We start from the raw sequence: 18,505 nt of genomic DNA on the forward strand, positions 1-18,505 counted from the left end.
GTAGCCTGCCGCCATGCTGCTGCTCGGACTGGTCGTCCTGGTCGTCGGTGTGATCGGGCTGGTGCTGAGCTTCTTCGGCGCCAGCATCGACTACAAGCACCGCTCCGCCGAGATCATGAACTGGGATGTCTCCCCCGGGACGCTCGTCCTGTGGGGCGCCGCCTCCGCGCTGCTCATCGTGCTCGGCCTGTGGATGATGAAGGCAGGTGCGAAGCAGGGCTGGCGGCGCCGCAAGGAGCAGAAGCGCCTCACCGAGCTCTCCGAGAAGCTGGACCAGGTCGAGCTCGAGCGGCGGCGCAACGAGCTGGCCGACGACGAGGGCTGACCCGCCTCACCTCGCGGCCGAGTCGGGCCCGGCGCGCGCCTGGGCGGCGAGGTCGCGGTCCTGGCCGAGCCACCGCGGTCCACCGACCCGAACCTCGACGAGGACCTCCCGGCCCTCGACCCAGCAGCCGGCCAGCGCCGCGTCGTTGGCCTCGGCCACCTCGGCCGCGGCCGAGCAGGGATCGCGCCCCGGGTGGTCCAGACCGCCGCCCCCGACCAGAGCGGTCGCCGCCGCGAGCGCCGACAGGTCGGCGGCCGCCTGGGCCCGGCGGTGGGCGACGACGATCGCGCCGACCACTCCCGTCGCCGCACCCACCAGCAGCAGCACCCCCGCCATCGCCACGGTCAGCACGGTGGCGGCGCCTCGCTCGCTCATCGCCTCCTCCTTGTCGTCATCCGTCTCCCTCGCTGTCGTCTCCCTCGACGACCGCGACCGCCTCGGAACGCAGGGTCACGCCGGGAAACGCCCCGAACAGCGGGCCCGGACCGCCCATCCGGCCCCGGGCCCGGACCACCACCCGGTCGCCGACCCGGGTGACCGAGAGCCGGACGCCGTCGGGTGCCACCTGCTCGCCCAGCGCCACCGCCTCGCCCGCGTCGTCGCCGCGCGCCACGGCTCGGGCGGTCTCGCGAGCGGCGTCGACGGTCCGGGCCTGCGCGACCGCGACCGCGAGCAGCCAGACCAGCCCGGCGGTCAGCGCGAGCAGGACGGGGAGCGCGAGCGCGAGCTCGGCCGTCACCGCACCCCGGTCGTGCGACCGCCGGGGCCGGGTACGGCGGCCCGCGGCCCGCTCAGCCCAGCCCGAGCAGGTTGAGGACATGGTCGAACAGGGTCTTGATCAGCTTGTCGCCGAAGCCGCCGCTGAGCAGCTTGTAGAGCAGGCCAGCGAAGCCGGCTCCGGCCGCGGTCGCGACGGCGTACTCCGCGGTGGTGACGCCCCGCTGTGAGGGGCGGAAGGTGCGCAGTGCCAAGGGTCTCTCCGTTCGTCAGCAGCCGCCCGGTGCGGCCGTCGGAACGACACTGCGCGCACCGGCCGCCCCCTGGCCCTCGCCGGGACCGGACCTGTGGACAGGACCCGGCCGGCCACCTGCCTGGGGACGGTCGACGGCACCCCGCGGTACGAGTGGGACTGCTGGTCCGTCATCCGACGATGCCGGTCGCGAGCGAGACCGCCAGCGGCACGATGCCCAGCAGCAGGAAGGACGGCAGCAGGCACACCCCCAGCGGTACGGCGGCCCGTACCCCGACGGCCCGCGCCCGGTCCTCCACCTCGGCTCGGGCCCGCGAGCCCAGCTCGTCGGCGAGGGCGTCGACCGCGGCGACCACGGGGGCACCGGTCCGGTGGGCCCGGGCGAGCGCCCGCCCGAGCGGACCGAGGTCCGGGTCGTCGGCCAGACGCCCCCAGACCACGACCGCGTCGCCACCCAGCCTCAGGCGAGCCGCGACGGCCGACAGACGGTCGGCGGCGGCGCCCGGCAGCGCCCGGCAGACCAGCTCGACGGCCTCGGCCGGCGCCTGGCCGGACCGCAGCGCGGCGGCGAGGAGGGTCACGACGTGGGGCAGGTCGCGGCGCACCTCCTCCCGACGCCGGCGGGTCTCCCGCGGCTCGAGCCGTCCCGCGCTCGCCCACACCGCGGTACCGGCCGCGATCCCGGCCGGCAGCGCGAGCGGGCCGCCGAGGAAGGCCGCCGTGCCCGCACCGGCGAGCAGCGCCCACAGGGGTCGTCCGCGGCGCAGCAACCCCTCAGCGCCCGCAACGTTGGCCGCCGGCACGGGCACGGCGGAGCTCGCCGGCCGGGCAGGCCGGTCGCGGCCCGGGCCGATCAGCACGCCCAGCCCGGTGAGCAGACCGACCAGGAGCGTCTCAGCCACGACGTTCCACGTCCCGGGCGAGGGCCTCGATCCAGACCAGTCCGGCGTACCCGGTGGCGAGGCCACCCACCAGGCAGGCCAGTCCCGCGGGGTGGCCGAGCAGGAACCGCAGCGGGTCGGCGCCCGCGCCGGACCCCATGAGCAGGGCCAGCACGGGGAGGGCGGCGAGCAGTCGGGCGGTCGCCCGAGCGGACGCCAGCTCGCCGCCGACGACCCGACGGGTGCGCTCCGCGGCGCGGAGGTCGGCCGCGACCCGGCCGAGGGTGTCGGCCAGGCCGTGACCGGTGCGGTGCGCGACCTGCCAGGCACCCGCGACCACGCGGAGCGCCTCGCCGCCGGGGACGGTCGCGAGCGAGCGCAGGGCCGCCACCACGTCGCCGCCGGTCAGCGCCGCCCGGGCCGCCGGCGCGACGAAGGACCACTCCGTCGCGGCCCGGTCGAGGGCACCGGCAGCGGTCTGACCGGCGGAGAGCTCGGCGCGCAGTCCGTCGCACAGGTCGACGACGCGACGGCGTACCTGTGCCGCGGCCCGGTCCCGTCGCCGCGCGGCGAGGCTGCGGACCACCGCGCTGGCGACGGCGAGGCCGACCAGCGGGAGCACCATGCCCGGCACCGACCCCCGAGCGAGCAGCGCGACCGACGCGGCCGCCGTCGCCGCCAGGACGACCCGCCAGCGACGGCCGCTGCGGGAGACCGGACCAGCATCCCGGAGGCGCGGCTGCGCCGGAACCACGAGCAGCAGGGCCCCGGCGAGGAGGAGCGCGACGAGGAGCAGGTCCATCACGCCCTCCCCTCGTCCCGGTCACGCCCGTCGAGCAGCGCGAGCAGCCGCCGGGAACCGGGCCCGGCACTCGGCGTACCGGCGGGGTCGAAGGCGACCGCGACCTCGGTCCGGGCCAGCCCGTCGGGTCCTCGGGCGACGACGGCGACCTCGCCGAGGCGTCGGCGGCCGGTGCGCCGGTCACGGCGCACGTGCAGGACGGCGTCGAGCCCGGCGACCAGCTGGCTGTGGGCGGCCTCGCGGGCCAGGCCGGCGCTGAGCGCGAGCGCCTCGATCCGGGCGGGGACGTCGGCGGCGGAGTTGGCGTGCAGCGTGCCGCAGCCGCCCTCGTGGCCGGTGTTCATGGCGGCGAGCAGATCCACCACGGCCGCGTCGCGGACCTCGCCGACCACGAGCCGGTCGGGACGCATCCGCAGCGCCTGACGGACCAGGTCGCGCAGCAGCACCGCACCGGCTCCTTCCAGGTTGGCCGGCCGGGCCTCGAGGCCGACCACCTGCGGGTGCTCGGGGCGGAGCTCGGCGGCGTCCTCGACGACCACGATCCGCTCCGCCGGATCGACCGTGGCGAGGAGAGCGGCCAGCAGCGTGGTCTTGCCGCCTCCGGTCCCGCCGGTCACCAGGAACGCCAGCCGGGCGTCGACCAGCCGACGGACCAGCTCGAGGCCGGCGTCGCTCAGCGCACCCGCGGCACGCAGCTCGGCCAGGCTGAACCCGCCGCGGCGCGGCACGCGCAGCGAGATCGCGGTCCCGGGCTGGGCGAGCGGCGCGAGCAGCGCATGGCAACGGGTCCCGTCGGGCAGCCGGACGTCGGCCCACGGCGCGGCGTCGTCGAGCCGGCGCCCGCCGCTGGCCACCAACCGCTGGGCCAGCCGGCGGCACGACTCCTCGCTGGGCAGCACGACGTCGGTCTCCTCCACCCCGTCGCCGCGGTCGATCCGGACCGGGCCCGGACCGTTGACGAGGACGTCGGTAACCCCGGGCAGCGCGAGCAGTGGCTCGAGCGGGCCCGCGCCGATCACGTCGCGCCGCAGTGCCTCGTAGACCGCCAGCACCGTGGCGTCGCCGACCGGGCGCCCGGCAGCGCGCAGCGCCTCGGCCACGCGGTGCGGGCTGAGGTCGCCCGGGGTCCGGGCCAGCCGGGCGCGCACGTCCTCGACCAGCGCCATGACGTCCGCCTCCGGCGTCATGCCGCTGCCTCGGCGACCGGGACGTCGAGCACCCGGGCCGCCGCCCGCGCCAAGGGACCCCGCCGCGAGCGCAACGGCCCGAAGCCGAGGTCGACCGCCTCCGCGAGACCGCGTTGGTCCCGCATCTGGACGCGGACCGGCAGTCCGACGGCACGGGTGACCTCCTCGGCCGTGAACGCCTCGCCGCGCAGCACCACCCCGGGCGCGGCGTGCTCGGCGAAGCGGGCCCGCATCCGGGCGGCGCCGGCGACCCCGACAACGCTGCCGAGGGTCACCACGAGCAGCTCGTCGCAGCGTGCGGCGACCTCGTCGACCAGCGGGTCCGGCGAGCGGGGGAGGTCGACGACGACCACCCGGTGCCCCCGGCGCGCGGCCGACAGCGCCTCCCGGACGGCGAACGCCTGGAGGCTCTGGGTCCGCCCGTCCACGTACCACGACAGCACGCCCAGGCTCCCCCGGCGCGGCAACGCCTCGCGCAGGGAACGCGCCGAGAGCCGGCCGGTGGTCTGGCACAGCGCGTCCCAGCGGAACCCGTCGCAGCGCTCCAGGCCGAGCATCCGGTCCAGGCCCGGACCCTGCGGGTCGCAGTCGATGACGGCGGCGTCGCCGTACCGGGCGGCCCACTGGCCCAGCGCGCAGGCGAAGGTGGTCGCACCGGCGCCGCCGGTGCCGCCGATCACCCCGATCACCCGGGCGCGGTCGGGTTGGTGCTCGGTGAGATCGGCGAGCAGCTCGACCAGCCAGCCGGCGGAGCCCGGCAGCTCGACGACGCTCTCGGCGCCGAGGTCGAGCGTGGTGCGGAACAGCTGGTCGGGCGGGCGCGGTCCGCTGACGACCAGGGTGCGCGCACGGGGCTCGGGAGCGGCCCGCACCATCGCGGCGGCGAGGTCGGCGCCGACGAGGACGAGCGGCGCGCGGCTCCACGTGACCAGGGCGGTCAGCGGGTCGCGCGCGATCGTCGGGGAGACGTCGGCCGCGGCGGCGAGCGGCAGCAGCTCGGCCAGCAGGTCGTCATCGGCGGTCACCACCAGGGGAGGCACGTCCGCGGGACGGGCGTGCGGGACTCGGTCGGGTCGGTTTCGTGTCATGCCGAGGTTGTCGCCGCCCGCCGACACGACCATGCGGGCACCACCGGCGCCTGGGGAAAACCGCTCGGCGACCCCGGGCTGGGGAAGCCGAACGGCGGCGTCTGCAACGGATGGGACGCAAGAGGTCCCTAGGATGACGTCCATGGCCTCCGCGGGCACGCCGCCCACCGCCGCGTTCTTCGACCTCGACAAGACGATCATCGCCAAGTCGAGCGTGCTGGCCTTCAGCAAGCCCTTCCAGGCCGGGGGCCTCATCTCACGGCGCGCGGTGCTGCGCTCGGCGTACGCCCAGTTCGTCTTCATGGTCGGCGGCGCCGACCACGACCAGGTCGAGAAGATGCGGCAGTTCATGTCCCAGCTCACCGCGGGCTGGGACGTCGCCACGGTGCGCGAGATCGTCGCCGACACGCTGCACAACGTCGTCGACCCCCTCGTGTACGACGAAGCGGTCCGCCTCATCGACGAGCACCACGCCGCGGGCCGGGACGTCGTCATCGTCTCCACGTCCGGCAGCGAGGTCGTCGAGCCGATCGGTGCGCTCCTCGGCGCCGACCGGGTCGTGGCGACCCGGCTCAAGGTGGAGGACGGGCGCTACACCGGCGAGATCGAGTACTACGCCTACGCCGAGGAGAAGGCGAACGCGATCCGGGAGCTGGCCGAGAGCGTCGGCTACGACCTGGCGAACAGCTACGGCTACTCCGACTCGGTGACCGACGTCCCCCTGCTCGAGGCGATCGGCCACCCGCACGCCGTCAACCCGGACAAGGAGCTGCGCAAGATCGCGGCCTCCCGCGGCTGGCCGGTCCTGATGTTCACGCGCCCCGTCGCCCTCCAGTCGCGCCTCCACCTGCCCCCGCCGAAGCCGACGCTCGCGGCGCTCGCGGTGGGCGGTGTCGTCGCCGTCGGCGCGGCCGTGTGGATCGGCGCCCGGCGCCGTTCCTTCAGCATCTGACCGCCCGGCCGCCTCCGCGCGGCTCCGGCGGGACTCCTGCCGGCGCGGGCCTGCCCTCCCAACCGGCCAGCGTTCCCCGCCCCCTGGCAAAAGACAAGCCTTGAAGGTGACCCGGCACCGGCGTACAAAGGAGCCAGGAACTCAAGAGAGCAACACGTGATCCCGGTACCCACGCGGCGATCTACCCTTCTGAATTGGGCGCTTGCATCCGGAACACTTCCGGAGCAGTTGTTGATGGTGCACGCCTGGTAACCACGGTTCACGTGTCAGCGGTGGCACCCGAGACATTCGTTGGCTCGGGTGCCACCTGCTTTTGCCGGCCCTCGACGCTGCGAGGAACGAGCGGCGTCGAGGATCAGCCGGGAAGATCGAGTAGTGCCGCGGCTGAGCTTGCGAAGCCGCGACGCACGTATCGAGATCTCGGCGAGCGCGTCTCGATACGCCCTCGCCCAGGGGCTCGGGCTACTCGACGACCTCGAGGGCTACTCCGCGTCGCGCACCAGCGGGCTCGCCTCAGCCGCGGCCGACCACGCCTCGACGGCGTACAGCAACCAGGAGTGCATGCCGGCCTGGGTGCCGGTGGCCCAGCCGCGCAGGTTGGACTCGTACTCGGGGCGCAGCGCCAGGTGCGCCGCCTCGGGGACGACGAGCGACTTCTCGTCGACGCCCCGCGCGGCCGCGACCAGCCGCTCGGTCGCGCGGGCGACGATCCCGTTGTGGGAGCCGAAGGGCGCAGCGGTCATCAGCTCGGCGTGGACGACGGCGGCGACGGCGAGCGCCGGCGCCTCGGTCGGCGCGGTGATCAGCTCGGCGATGCCCCGCAGCCGGGACGCCGACTCGCCGTCGCGGGGCCGGCCGAGCAGCTCATCGGGCAGGCTGCCCCGCGCGGCCACGGTGTGGATCCGGGCCAGCGCCTGGAGCGGCTGGCGGCGCAGTACGGGGACGAGCGAGAGCAGCTCGGTGGCCAGGCGTACGGCGTCCGCGGCGATCTCGTCACCCGCGCCGGCGCGCACCTCGGCCAGCGTCGAGCCCGATCCCTCGAGCACCGCGCTGGCGTGCGCGCCCCGCAGCAGCGACTCCGCGGTGAGCTCGGGGCTGGTGCGGCGCAGGCCTCGGTCACGCAGCACCACGTCGATGCCGTCACGGGCGCCGGCGAAGCCGGACGGGACGCCCTCGAGGGAGATCAGCCAGGCGTGCGGGTCGGAGGTCACCCGGCAACGTTACTGGCGCCCTCGCGTGCCTCCGTGATCCGGAGCCGCTGCCGCCGTACGCTCGGCTGCGATGGCTACCGACTCCACCCCCGACGCACCGGGCCTCTGCTTCGGCAGTGTGGCCGAGGCCTACGACCGCGGCCGCCCCGGCTACCCGCGCGAGGCCGTGGCGTGGCTGACCGGCGACGAGCCGCTGGCCGTGCTGGAGCTCGGGGCCGGCACCGGCAAGCTCACCGAGCACCTCGTCGCCCTCGGCCACGACGTCCACGCCACCGACCCGGACCCGCGGATGCTCGACCGGCTCGGCTCCCGGCTGCCCGAGCTGCGGGTCTCGCAGACCGCGGCCGAGGAGATCCCGGCGGCGGACGCGACCTACGACCTGGTGGTCGCTGCCGACGCCGACGAGTGGTTCGACGCCGACAAGGCGCTGCCCGAGATCGCGCGGGTCCTCAAGCGCGGCGGCACCTTCGCCGTCGTGCGCAACGTCCGCGACGAGCGGATCCCGTGGGTCAGGCGGCTCGGCAACCTGATCGGCCACCACGCGACCGGCCAAGGGGTCGGCGACGCGATCGACTCGTCGCCGTACTTCGGGCCGGCCGAGGAGGCCGCCGTCAAGCACTGGCAGGTCATCGACCGCGCCTCGGTGCAGGACCTCGCCCGCTCGCTGCCCGACGTCGCCGGCCTCGACCGCACCGGGCAGGACTCGAAGGTCCGCGAGGTGCTGGCGTTCTACGACGACTTCGGGCGGGGCATGGACGGCATGCAGCTGCCGTGGGTCGCCGAGTGCTTCCGCGCGGTCGTCGGGATCCAGCCGAAGACGATCCGTCAGGTCCCGGTCCCCGCGCGTACGTCGGCCGCCGGGCCCGCCGAGGGTCCCGCGAGCGCCGGCTCGGACCTCGACCTCCCCGGCGAGGACACCGTTCCCGTCGCGCTGGCCCCGGCCGTCGAGCCGCCGGCCGACGACGACTCGGGCATGCTGCTCATCGACTTCCGCTGACCCCTCGCACGCCCCGACCACGCCGTTCGTGCGGCACCATGAGCACGTGCGCGGCGGACGGTTGTGGCGACGGGACCACCTGGGCAGCGATGCGGACCGGGCGGCGTTCCGGGCGCTGCACCAGGCATCGCTGGCCGCGCCCGCGCTGCGCGAGGGCCTGACGACGGCGAGCGCGGAGCGGGCGATCCGGCACCTGCGGGCGCTGCTGGGGACCCCGGCCCTGGCAATCACCGACACCGAGGCGGTGCTGGCGTGGGACGGGACGGGCGAGCACCACCTCGGCCAGGCAGCGGCGGTGGCGCTGCTGGCGATCGAGAAGGGCGGCACCCGCACCGTCGACCGCGGCCAGCTGGGGTGCTCGGTCGGCGGCTGCCCGGTCCGGACCGGCGTGGTGAGCCCGCTGGTCGTCGAGGGCCGGGTGCTCGGGACGGTGCAGGCGTTCGCGCCGACGCCGACCGCGGGTCTGGTGCGGGCCACCGAGGAGGTCGCGAAGTGGGTGTCGGGGCAGCTGGAGCTGGCCGAGCTCGACGCCCACCGCAACCGGATGATCGAGGCCGAGGTCCGCGCCCTGCGGGCCCAGATCAGCCCACACTTCGTCTACAACTCGCTCAACGCGATCGCGAGCTTCGTGCGCACCGACCCCGACCGGGCGCGCGAGCTGCTGCTGGAGTTCGCCGACTTCACCCGCTACTCCTTCCGCCGGCACGGCGAGTACACGACCCTCGCCGAGGAGCTGCGCTCCATCGAGCGCTATCTCCTCCTCGAGCAGGCGCGCTTCGGCGACCGGCTCCAGGTGACGCTCAACATCGCGCCGGAGGTGCTCCCGGTCGTCGTCCCGTTCCTGTGCATCCAGCCCCTCGTCGAGAACGCCGTGCGCCACGGCCTCGAGAGCGCCGACCAGACCGGGCACCTCCGGATCGTCGCCCACGACCGCGGGCACGAAGCGGTGCTGGAGGTCGAGGACGACGGGGTCGGCGAGGACCCGGAGAAGGTACGACGAGCTCTGGCCGGCGACACCGAGCTCGACTCGGTGGGCCTCGGCAACGTGGACGCGCGGCTGCGCGCGAGCTTCGGCGACGACTACGGTCTGGTCGTGGAGACCGCTCCGGGGGCCGGGACCAAGGTGATCGTGCGGGTGCCGAAGTTCGCGCCGGGGGTGAGCGCATGACGGGTCTCGACAGACTCGACCAGCGCGGGCGGCTGCGTGTCCTCGTCGTCGACGACGAGCGCCCGGCGCTCGACGAGCTGACCTACCTCCTCGGCGCCGACGACCGGGTCGGCGAGGTGATCGCGTGTCAGTCCGCGACCGAGGGGCTGCGGATCCTGCGCGAGCGCGAGGTCGACTGCGTCTTCCTCGACATCCAGATGCCCGGCCTGACCGGGCTGGAGCTGGCCGAGGTGCTCGGCCGGTTCAAGCAGCCGCCGCCCGTGGTCTTCGTGACCGCCCACGAGCAGCACGCCGTCGACGCCTTCGACCTGCACGCGGTCGACTACGTCCTCAAGCCGGTGCGTCCCGAGCGTCTCGCCGAAGCGGTACGACGCGTGCTCGGCGGCACGTCGCCGCAACCGGCCGCCGCGGGCGCCCAGATCGCGGTCGAGCGCGGCGGGGTCACCCGGTTCGTCGACCGCGGCGACATCACCCACGTCGAGGCGCAGGGCGACTATGCGCGCCTGCACACGACGGGCGGCGACAGCTACCTGGTCCGGGTCCCGCTCGCGACGCTCGAGGAGGACTGGGCGGAGGCCGGGTTCCACCGCATCCACCGCTCGCTGCTGGTCGCGCTCGGTCACGTCACCGAGGTCCGCACCGACGCCGGCCGGACGTCGGTCGTCGTCGGCGGAGCGACCGGGGGCACCGAGCTGCCGGTCAGCCGTCGCCACACCCGCGCGCTGCGCGACGTCCTGGTCCGCCGGGCCCGGGCGGGAGGCTGAGCGAGATGACCGAGCGGGTGCGGGTCACCGGGCCGCCGCGGCACACCAGCGCCGGGCGGGCCGCGAGCCGCCTCGGCGACGTCCACGAGCAGACGGCGCTCGGGGACGTCTACCTCCGCTCGTTGCTCCGGGCCCAGCTCGGCCTGGCCGCGCGGCTGCTCGCCCTGCTGGCCGTCACGCTCGGCGTACTGCCCCTCGCCTTCCACCTCGCGCCGTCGCTGATCGACGTCCGGCTGCTCGGCATCCCGTTGCCCTGGTTGCTCCTCGGCGTCCTGGTGCACCCGTTCCTGCTCCTGCTGGCCTGGCGCTACATCCGCAGCGCGGAGCACAACGAGCGGGTCTTCGCCGACCTGGTCGGCGGCCCCGACCCCCAGGACGAGGACGGCGCCTGATGGAGCGCGCCGACGTACCCGGCCTGGTCGCGGTCGTGCTGGTCACCCTCGCGACCCTCGCGATCGGCACCTGGGGGCTGCGGTTCTCGCGGACGACCAGCGACTTCTTCGTCGCCTCCCGCACGGTCCGGCCGGGGTTGAACGCGTCGGCGATCGGCGGCGAGTACCTCTCCGCCGCCTCCTTCCTCGGCATCGCCGGGCTGCTGCTGGTCGGCGGCGCCGATATGCTCTGGTACCCGGTCGGCTGGACCGCGGGCTACCTCGTCCTGCTGGTGCTGGTCGCCGCACCGCTGCGCCGTTCCGGCGCCTACACGCTGCCGGACTTCGCCGAGGCCCGGCTGGGGTCGGGCACGGTGCGGGCCGCGTGCTCCCTGCTCGTCGTCGGCATCGGCTGGCTCTACATGATCCCGCAGTTCGAGGGCGCCGGCATCACGCTGCGCTCGGCGATCGGCGCCCCGGAGTGGGCCGGATCCCTCGTCGTGGCGGGGGTCGTCCTCGCCAACGTGACGTCCGGCGGCATGCGGTCGGTGACCTTCGTCCAGGCCTTCCAGTACTGGCTCAAGCTCACCGCGCTGCTCGTCCCCGCCGCCGTCCTGGTCGCGGTCTGGTGGGGCGACGGCCGGCCCGGCGGCCCGGGGGGCGGCGACGGCTGGTCGAACCCGGTCGCCGGCGACGGCGGGATCGGCCTGTACACGACGTACTCCCTCATCGCCGGCCTGTTCCTCGGCACGATGGGCCTGCCGCACGTGGTCGTGCGGTTCTACACCAACCCCGACGGCCACGCCGCGCGGCGCACGACGTTCGTCGTCCTCGCCCTGCTCGGCCTGTTCTACCTCTGGCCGCCGGTGTACGCCGCGCTCGGCCGCGTGTACGGCGACCGGCTGGTCACCGAGGGCCGCTCGGACGTGCTCGTGCTGGAGCTGCCGCGCGCGATGCTCGACGGCGTCGGCGGCGACGTGCTCACCGGGCTGGTCACCGCGGGCGCGTTCGCGGCCTTCCTGTCGACCTCCTCGGGCCTGGCGATCGCCGTCTCCGGAGTCCTCACCCAGGACGTGACCAGCCGACTGGTCAACGAGCAGCGCGGGGTTCCGGCCTTCCGGCTGGCGGCGATGGTCGCCGTCGTGGTCCCGGTGGTCGCCGCCCTGCTGGTCCGCAACGTCGGGGTGGCGCAGTCGGTCGGCCTGGCGTTCGCAGTGGCGGCCTCGACGTTCTGCCCGCTGCTGGTGCTCGGCATCTGGTGGCGGCGGTTGACCGACGTCGGGGCGCTGGCGGGTCTCGCGGCCGGCGGGATCGGCGCCGGGGGCGCGGCGATCGCGACCCTGGCCGGCTACGCCCCCGGCGGCTGGGCCGGCGCCCTGCTGGCCCAGCCCGCCGCGTGGAGCGTGCCGGTCGCGGTGCTCGTCATGGCCACGGTCTCGCTCGCGACCGCCGACCGGGAGCCGCCGCATGCACGTCGGTTCCTGGTTCGGCTGCACACGCCGGAGTCGCTCGGTCGGTAGGTCCCCCGGATCGTTCGATCGAACGGTCCGGGGGACTTCTCGGCTCCCGATTCCCCCTGACCGTTCGATCGAACGGTTCGGGGGGCGGCAGCCTCGCCCGCCTCCGGCGACCGTCAGTCCAGCGGGGTGATCACCCACTCGGCGTCGACGTCCTCGTAGGACCCGTCCTTGTGCCAGCTGCCGGTGATCTCGCGGCGGGAGCGGTCCCACGGCACCGTCTCCGGTCCGCCCTCCGTGGCGGCCCAGGCCTGGAAACCCTGCTCCTCGGTGTAGCCGCCGCCCCCCGTGCAGCTCTTCGTGTAGGTGCCGACACCGCCCGCGACCACGTCGAGCCAGTAGAGGCTCTGCGCCGGGACCAGGCCGAGGTCGCCGGTGAAGTCGCGGTCCAGCGTGCCCTGGTGCGACCACGTGCAGTTGTCGCTGTGGCCCTGCACCGAGAACGTCCCGGTCACCGACTCCTCCCGCCAGAACGTGCTGGTGGCGGGGTCACCGGCCCGGAGGAGCACCATCTGGAGCGACCAGGTGCGGGTCTCGTCGTCGGTCTTCTCCACCGCGCTGACCTTGGCCAGCCAGCGCTGCGGGAACTCCTCACCCTGGCAGGACTGCTTGACCTCGGAGGTGCAGACGTCCGGGTCGGTCGGGGAGTTCCCCGGGCCGCCGGGGGCGCCGCCGTTGCAGTTGTCGCGGCCCGGACCGCCGTCGCAGGTGTCGACACCGAACCCGCCGTTGAGCTGGACGTCGTCGCCACCTCCTCCGGACAGGTGGTCGTTGCCGTCGCCGCCGTTGAGCTGGTCGGGGTCGGCGCCGCCGTACAGCTGGTCATCGCCGCCCTCGCCGTTGACCAGGGTGACCGGCCACGAGGTCTTGAGCAGGTCGTTGCCCTCGCCTCCGAACAGGGCCTGTCCGGTGGCCCCGGTCGCCATCGTGTCGTCGCCGGCGTCGCCGTACCCGATCCCGCCGTTGCCCGGCCCCAGCGCGATCAGGTCGTTGCCCGCACCGCCGTGCACGTAGTCCTGGCCGGGACCGCCGTCGATGGTGTCCTTGCCTCCGTCACCGCAGATGACGTCGTTGCCGCCGAGGCCCTTGATCTTGTCGTTGCCGCCGCGCGCGACGATCACGTCGCGCTTCTTGGTGCCCTTGATCTTGTCGGCCTTGTTGGTCCCGACGATGGTCGCCTTGGCGCCGTTGCACCGCGGTCCGGCCGCCTCGGCGACGGAGGTGACGCCGATGCTCGCCGGCAGCGCGAGCGCCAGCGCGAGCACGGGGAGAAGTCTGGTTCGCATCCCCCGAGGCTCGGCCATGGCGCTTGCGGCGCGCTTGCGACCGGCCTGGCGCGTCGGACGCCGATCCGGCGGCGTCGTTGCTGGCGACCACGATGCGGCAGCTCAACGGTGAGGAAGTGGCAGGTCAACGGTGAGTAAGCGGCAGGTCAACGACTACGCGACGCCGACGGCGGGAGGAGCCAGGGCGAGGGCCCGCTCGACGACGAGCTGGACGACCCGCGGGTGCGGGCCGATGACGTCCGCGACGACGCTCGCGCCGGCGGCGAGGGCGTCGTGGCGGGCCTTGCGGTGGAAGTGCCCGGTGGCGAGGAGGTACGGCGACACGGCGTCGCCCGGGCGCACGACCTCCGCGAGCCGCGGGCCGCGGCCCGCCAGGGTGGCGAGGCGGACGGGGGCACCCCAGGCGTGGGCCAGCAGGTGGCTGGCGGCGGCGAGGTCCGCGGCGGCGGCCGGGTCGGTGGAGCCGGCGGCGACCATGACGACCGGTTGTCCGGGGGTGGCGCCGGCGGCGCGGAGCCGGTCGACCTGCGCGGCGGCGAGCAGCCGGTCGGGGCCGAGGGCGCGGCCGAGCCGGACGTCGTCGCGGCCGGCAGCGGCCACGGCGGCGGGCAGGTCCTGGCGCAGGTGGTAGCCGGTCGAGAGCAGCAGCGGTACGGCGACCGCGGGCGTCTCGACGGTGCTCACGACGTCGGCGAAGAGCGGCGCGCCCAGCTCGACGTACGACGTGGTCGCCTCCCAGCCGAGCGCACGGGCCGCCGCCGCGGTGAGCTCGCGGGCGACCTCGTTGCCGGCCGCGGCGCGGGTGCCGTGCGCGACCGTCACGAGGTGGGCTGCAGGCGTCTCGATACGCCGCTCGCTGGCGCTCGCGGCTACTCGACGAACTCCGTGGGAGGTCATGGGGCGACCGCCAGGCGGTAGCCGCGTTTGACGACGGTCTGGACGCAGCGCGTGCCGAGGGCGGCGCGCAGCCGGGCGACGGCCATCTCCACGGCGTGCTCGGAGCCGGCGGTGCCGGAGGGCAGCGCGCCGAGCAGGTCGCGGCGCGAGACGACGGTGCCGGGGTTGACGAGCAGGGCCTGCAGGACGGCGTACGGTGCCGGCGAGAGCTTCACCTCGGCCCCGTCGAGCAGCACGGCCTCGCCGTGCAGGAGCAGGGTGTGGCCGGCCACGTCGAGGCTGGTGCCGCCGGCGCGGGAGGGCAGCTCGACCTCGAGCTGCTTGACCATCGCGGCCAGGCGGGAGCGCTCCGGGTAGATGGAGGGCACCCCCCACATCTCGAAGGCGGCGGCGGTGACCGGTCCGACGCAGGCCGCGATCACGTCGGCCTGGAAGGCACTGACCACCTCGTCGCGGTGCCCGGTGGTGCCGGCGGCCTCCATCATCGCGGCGATCGCCGGAGCGGCGGTGAAGGTGACCGCGTCCACCCGGCGCTCGGCGATGTCCTCGATCAGTCCGAACATCGGCTCGGGGTCGGCCGCGCCCTCGACGCGGTAGACGGCGACGGTGGCGACCTCGGCGCCGAGGCGGCGCAGGGCGTGGGCGGCCATGGACAGCGACTGGCCGTGCTCCTGGACGACGATCCGCAGACCGCTCAGGTCACGCCCCCGCAGGTGCGCGAGGACGTCCTCGAACTCCTCCGACTCCGGCGCCCACAGCTCGCGCAGCCCGAACCGGCGCAGCGCACCGACGCTCTTCGGCCCCCGGGCGAGGATCTCCGCCCCGCCCAGGTGGGCGGTGAGGTCGTCGAGCAGGCCCCAGCGCTCGGCCGCGCCGAACCAGGACTTCAGGCCGATGCCGGTGGTGGCGACGAAGATGTCGACCGGCTGGTCGAGCACCTCCTTGGTCGCCGCGAGCAGCGCCGGCTCGTCGATCCGGTTCGGGTCGACCGACAGCGCGGGCGCGTGCACCACGCTCGCCCCGCGCCGCTCCAGCAGCGCGATCTGCTCCTCCGCACGTCGCGCCGCGGTCACACCGATCCGGAAACCCGACAGGGGCTGGTCGCTCACGGCTCGCACGAGGTGATTGTCTCGCGCCGGGCGCCGACGACCACCATGCCGTCGACCACCTGGACGTCCCACGTCGGTACGACGACCGCCGGGTCGTCCAGGCAGGCACCCGTGCGCAGGTCGAAGCGCTGCTTGAGCAGCGGGCTCGCGACGAACGGGATCTCCTCCTCACCGCGGGTGCCGACGATGCCTCGGGAGAGCACGGAGGCACGGCCGAACGGGTCGAAGTTGGAGATCGCGAACACCTGGTCGTCGTAGGTGCGGAAGACGGCGACGGCCTCGCCGTCGACGAGGGCGGCCACGCCGGACTCGCGGGCGATCCGGTCCAGGGGGCAGATCGCGGTGCCTGCGTCTCGATACGCCCCGTCACTCGTTCCTCGCGACGGCGCTACTCGACGAGCTTCGGTCGTGGTCATCACGGCGCTCCTACCGGGATCGAGGCACCGAGCGACACCGGTCCGTCCACGAGGTCGGCGCGGATCTGGCCGCGCTCCTCGGTGAAGGTGATGTGGGGGTCGGGGGTGCCGGGTGCGTTGACGAAGGACACGAAGCGGCTGAGCTTCTCGGGGTCCTCGATGGTGGCCTTCCACTCGTCGAAGTAGGAGTCGACGTGGCGGTCCATGCTCGACTCGAGCTCGCTGCCGAGACCGAGGGAGTCGTCGACGACGACCTCGCGGACCCGCTCCAGGCCGCCGATCTCGTCGAGCCAGGTGGAGGTGCGCTGGAGCCGGTCGGCGGTGCGGATGTAGTACATGAGGAAACGGTCGAGGTAGCAGATCAGCTCCTCGCGGGACAGGTCGCCGGCGAGCAGCTGGGCATGGGCGGGGACGGCGCCGCCGTTGCCGCCGACGTAGAGGTTCCAGCCCTTCTCGGTGGCGATCACGCCGAAGTCCTTGCCGCGCGCCTCCGCGCACTCGCGGGCGCACCCGGACACGCCGCCCTTGAGCTTGTGGGGCGAGCGCAGGCCGCGGTAGCGCAGCTCCAGCTCGATCGCCATGCCGACGGAGTCCTGCACGCCGTAGCGGCACCAGGTCGAGCCGACGCACGACTTCACTGTCCGCAGCGACTTGCCGTAGGCGTGACCGGACTCCATGCCGGCGTCGACCAGCCGCTTCCAGATCGCCGGCAGGTCCTCCATCCGGGCGCCGAACAGGTCGATGCGCTGACCGCCGGTGATCTTCGTGTAGAGGCCGTAGTCGCGGGCCACCTCGCCGATCACGATCAGCTTGTCGGGCGTGATCTCGCCGCCGGGGATGCGCGGGACGACCGAGTAGGTGCCGTTCTTCTGCAGGTTGGCGAGGTAGGCGTCGTTGGTGTCCTGCAGGGTCGCGTTGGCGCCGTCGAGGACGTGGTGGTTGAGCAGGCTGGCGAGGACGGAGGCGACCGCGGGCTTGCAGATGTCGCAGCCGCGCCCTCGGCCGTGGCCCTCGATGATGTCGTCGAACCGGTTGTAGCCGTGGACGGCGACGACCTCGAACAGCTCCTGCCGGGTCATCGCGAAGTGCTCGCACAGCGACCTGTCGACGACCCTGCCGACCGAGGCGAAGTGGTCCTCGACGATCTTCTTCACGACCGTCTTGCAGGAGCCGCAGGTGGAGCCGGCCTTCGTGCAGGCGGTGACGCAGGCCGGGCTGTCACAGCCGCCGCCGTCGGACACCGCGGCGGCGATCTCCGCCTTGGTGACGTTGTTGCACGAGCAGACCTGCGCGTCGTCGGGCAGCATGTCGGTGGTTGAGCCCGTCGAAACCCCGCCGCGGGCAGCCGGGAGGATCAGCCCCTCGGGGTTGTCGGGCAGCTCGATGCCGGAGCCGACCAGCGGCCGCAGCACGCCGTACGACGACGCGTCGCCGACCAGGATGCCGCCCAGCAGCTCGTAGCCGCCGCTGGCGAGCTCCTTGACGACGAGCTTCTTGTACACGCCGGCCACCGCGTCGGCGTACACGACCTCGAGGGCGTCCTCGTCGGTGGCGAACGCGTCGCCGAAGGAGGCGACGTCGACGCCCAGCAGCTTGAGCTTTGTCGACATGTCGGCACCGGTGAACGAGCCGGCCTCGCCGCCGAGCAGCGCGTCCACGACGACCTCGGCCATCGTGTAGCCGGGGGCGACCAGGCCGTACATCCGCCCGCCCGGGGCGGCGCACTCGCCGATCGCCCAGATGTGCTCGTCGCTGGTGCGGCAGTGCTCGTCGACGAGGATCCCGCCCCGCTCGGCGATGTCGAGGTCCGCCGCCCGGGCCAGCGCGTCGCGCGGCCGGATGCCGGCGGAGAAGACGACGAGGTCGACGTCGAGCGGGTTGCGGTCCTTGAGCGCCAGGCCGGTGACCTTGTCCTTGCCGAGCACGGCCTCGGTCATGGCGCCGGTGTGCACCCTCAGGCCGAGGGTCTCGATGTGGCGGTTGAGCGTGGAGCCGGCGGCGTCGTCGATCTGGACGGCCATCAGCCGCGGCGCGAGCTCGACGACGTGGGTCTCCAGGCCCAGCTGGTGCAGTGCGTTGGCCGCCTCCAGGCCGAGCAGGCCACCGCCGATGACCGCGCCGACCTTCGCCTTCCTCGACGCGGCCCGGATCGCCTCGAGGTCCTCGATGGTGCGGTAGACGAAGACGTTCTTGAGGTCCTTGCCCGGCACCGGCGGCACGAACGGGAACGCACCCGTCGCGAGCACCAGCTCGTCGTAGTGCAGGTCCTCGCCGCTGGCGAGCGTGATCACCCGCTGGCGCGGCGAGATCGCCACGACCTCGGCGCCCAGGCGCAGCGCGACCCGCGGGTCGTCGTACGCACCGCCGGGGAGGAAGGACAGCGCCTCCGCGCCCCGCTCGAAGAACGAGGTCAGGGCCACGCGGTCGTACGCCGGGCGCGGCTCCTCGCCGAGGATCGTGATGTCGTGGGTCTCGGTGAGCCCGCGCTCGATCGCCGCCTGCACGAAGCGGTGGCCGACCATGCCGTGGCCGACGACCACCAGTTGCTTGCGCTGGTTCATGGG

Annotated in this window: 20 protein-coding genes; 7 read left to right on the forward strand and 13 right to left on the reverse strand. The window is 74.3% G+C overall.

The window, feature by feature from the left end; all coding sequences use genetic code 11:
- Positions 1–13 precede the first annotated feature (13 nt).
- Entirely contained in the window at positions 14–325 is a 312-nt protein-coding gene (locus KU893_RS17130) for a hypothetical protein (RefSeq protein WP_218235605.1), read from the forward strand.
- 6 nt (positions 326–331) lie between these two features.
- Here KU893_RS17130 and KU893_RS17135 read toward each other — a convergent pair whose 3' ends face one another.
- The 7 genes from KU893_RS17135 to ssd form a co-directional block, all read right to left on the reverse strand.
- Positions 332–700, reverse strand: coding sequence for an Rv3654c family TadE-like protein (locus KU893_RS17135; protein WP_218235606.1), 369 nt, complete (start codon positions 698–700; stop codon positions 332–334).
- Between the two features lie 16 nt (positions 701–716).
- Positions 717–1,145: a TadE family type IV pilus minor pilin gene (locus tag KU893_RS17140; RefSeq protein WP_218235607.1), complete on the reverse strand. Its 429-nt coding sequence runs from the start codon at positions 1,143–1,145 to the stop codon at positions 717–719.
- Positions 1,117–1,296 (reverse strand): DUF4244 domain-containing protein, encoded by a 180-nt coding sequence (locus tag KU893_RS17145; protein WP_218235608.1) that lies wholly within the window; start codon positions 1,294–1,296, stop codon positions 1,117–1,119. Before KU893_RS17145 ends, KU893_RS17140 begins: the two co-directional genes overlap by 29 nt.
- Before the next feature lie 169 nt (positions 1,297–1,465).
- On the reverse strand, positions 1,466–2,197 hold the full coding sequence (locus KU893_RS17150; RefSeq protein WP_257441342.1) for a type II secretion system F family protein: 732 nt from the start codon (positions 2,195–2,197) through the stop codon (positions 1,466–1,468).
- The gene (locus KU893_RS17155; protein ID WP_218235609.1) at positions 2,190–2,978 is read right to left on the reverse strand and encodes a type II secretion system F family protein; all 789 of its coding nucleotides are present in this window, start codon (positions 2,976–2,978) and stop codon (positions 2,190–2,192) included. The genes KU893_RS17150 and KU893_RS17155 overlap by 8 nt, the downstream gene beginning before the upstream one ends.
- The gene (locus KU893_RS17160; protein WP_218235610.1) at positions 2,978–4,165 is read right to left on the reverse strand and encodes a TadA family conjugal transfer-associated ATPase; all 1,188 of its coding nucleotides are present in this window, start codon (positions 4,163–4,165) and stop codon (positions 2,978–2,980) included. Before KU893_RS17160 ends, KU893_RS17155 begins: the two co-directional genes overlap by 1 nt.
- On the reverse strand, positions 4,162–5,193 hold the full coding sequence (gene ssd / locus KU893_RS17165; RefSeq protein WP_257441344.1) for a septum site-determining protein Ssd: 1,032 nt from the start codon (positions 5,191–5,193) through the stop codon (positions 4,162–4,164). Before ssd ends, KU893_RS17160 begins: the two co-directional genes overlap by 4 nt.
- Before the next feature lie 202 nt (positions 5,194–5,395).
- Between ssd and KU893_RS17170 the strand changes: the two genes are divergently transcribed.
- A complete protein-coding gene (locus tag KU893_RS17170) occupies positions 5,396–6,205 on the forward strand; it encodes an HAD family hydrolase (RefSeq protein ID WP_218235612.1) in 810 nt (269 codons plus the stop codon).
- A 482-nt stretch (positions 6,206–6,687) separates the two neighbouring features.
- Here the strand turns inward: KU893_RS17170 and KU893_RS17175 are convergent, their stop codons facing one another.
- Positions 6,688–7,416 (reverse strand): oxidoreductase, encoded by a 729-nt coding sequence (locus tag KU893_RS17175; protein WP_218235613.1) that lies wholly within the window; start codon positions 7,414–7,416, stop codon positions 6,688–6,690.
- Between the two features lie 70 nt (positions 7,417–7,486).
- Here KU893_RS17175 and KU893_RS17180 point away from each other — a divergent pair, with 70 nt between their 5' ends.
- From KU893_RS17180 to KU893_RS17200, 5 genes are read left to right on the forward strand one after another with little or no spacing between them, the layout of a single operon-like run.
- The gene (locus KU893_RS17180; RefSeq protein ID WP_218235614.1) at positions 7,487–8,413 is read left to right on the forward strand and encodes a class I SAM-dependent methyltransferase; all 927 of its coding nucleotides are present in this window, start codon (positions 7,487–7,489) and stop codon (positions 8,411–8,413) included.
- A gap of 46 nt (positions 8,414–8,459) precedes the next feature.
- Complete coding sequence (locus KU893_RS17185) at positions 8,460–9,581, forward strand: sensor histidine kinase (protein WP_257441346.1); 1,122 nt, start codon at positions 8,460–8,462, stop codon at positions 9,579–9,581.
- Complete coding sequence (locus KU893_RS17190; RefSeq protein WP_218235615.1) at positions 9,578–10,345, forward strand: LytR/AlgR family response regulator transcription factor; 768 nt, start codon at positions 9,578–9,580, stop codon at positions 10,343–10,345. Before KU893_RS17185 ends, KU893_RS17190 begins: the two co-directional genes overlap by 4 nt.
- Positions 10,346–10,350: 5 nt before the next feature.
- Complete coding sequence (locus tag KU893_RS17195; RefSeq protein ID WP_218235616.1) at positions 10,351–10,737, forward strand: hypothetical protein; 387 nt, start codon at positions 10,351–10,353, stop codon at positions 10,735–10,737.
- A complete protein-coding gene (locus KU893_RS17200) occupies positions 10,737–12,236 on the forward strand; it encodes a sodium/solute symporter (protein ID WP_218235617.1) in 1,500 nt (499 codons plus the stop codon). The genes KU893_RS17195 and KU893_RS17200 overlap by 1 nt, the downstream gene beginning before the upstream one ends.
- A gap of 113 nt (positions 12,237–12,349) precedes the next feature.
- Here the strand turns inward: KU893_RS17200 and KU893_RS17205 are convergent, their stop codons facing one another.
- The 5 genes from KU893_RS17205 to nirB all read right to left on the reverse strand — a co-directional run bounded on the left by KU893_RS17205 (position 12,350) and on the right by nirB (position 18,502).
- Positions 12,350–13,519, reverse strand: a complete 1,170-nt coding sequence (locus KU893_RS17205; RefSeq protein WP_218235618.1) for a calcium-binding protein — start codon at positions 13,517–13,519, stop codon at positions 12,350–12,352.
- Positions 13,520–13,672: 153 nt separating this feature from the next.
- Positions 13,673–14,416 (reverse strand): sirohydrochlorin chelatase, encoded by a 744-nt coding sequence (locus tag KU893_RS17210; RefSeq protein WP_218235619.1) that lies wholly within the window; start codon positions 14,414–14,416, stop codon positions 13,673–13,675.
- A complete protein-coding gene (locus tag KU893_RS17215; protein ID WP_218235620.1) occupies positions 14,413–15,525 on the reverse strand; it encodes a uroporphyrinogen-III synthase in 1,113 nt (370 codons plus the stop codon). The genes KU893_RS17210 and KU893_RS17215 overlap by 4 nt, the downstream gene beginning before the upstream one ends.
- Entirely contained in the window at positions 15,522–15,941 is a 420-nt protein-coding gene (nirD, locus tag KU893_RS17220; protein WP_218235621.1) for a nitrite reductase small subunit NirD, read from the reverse strand. Before nirD ends, KU893_RS17215 begins: the two co-directional genes overlap by 4 nt.
- A complete protein-coding gene (gene nirB / locus KU893_RS22890) occupies positions 15,941–18,502 on the reverse strand; it encodes a nitrite reductase large subunit NirB (RefSeq protein ID WP_246592799.1) in 2,562 nt (853 codons plus the stop codon). The genes nirD and nirB overlap by 1 nt, the downstream gene beginning before the upstream one ends.
- Positions 18,503–18,505: the final 3 nt, after the last annotated feature.

Origin of the sequence: Nocardioides daeguensis, from assembly GCF_019192965.1 — a bacterium.
Lineage (GTDB): Bacteria > Actinomycetota > Actinomycetes > Propionibacteriales > Nocardioidaceae > Nocardioides > Nocardioides daeguensis.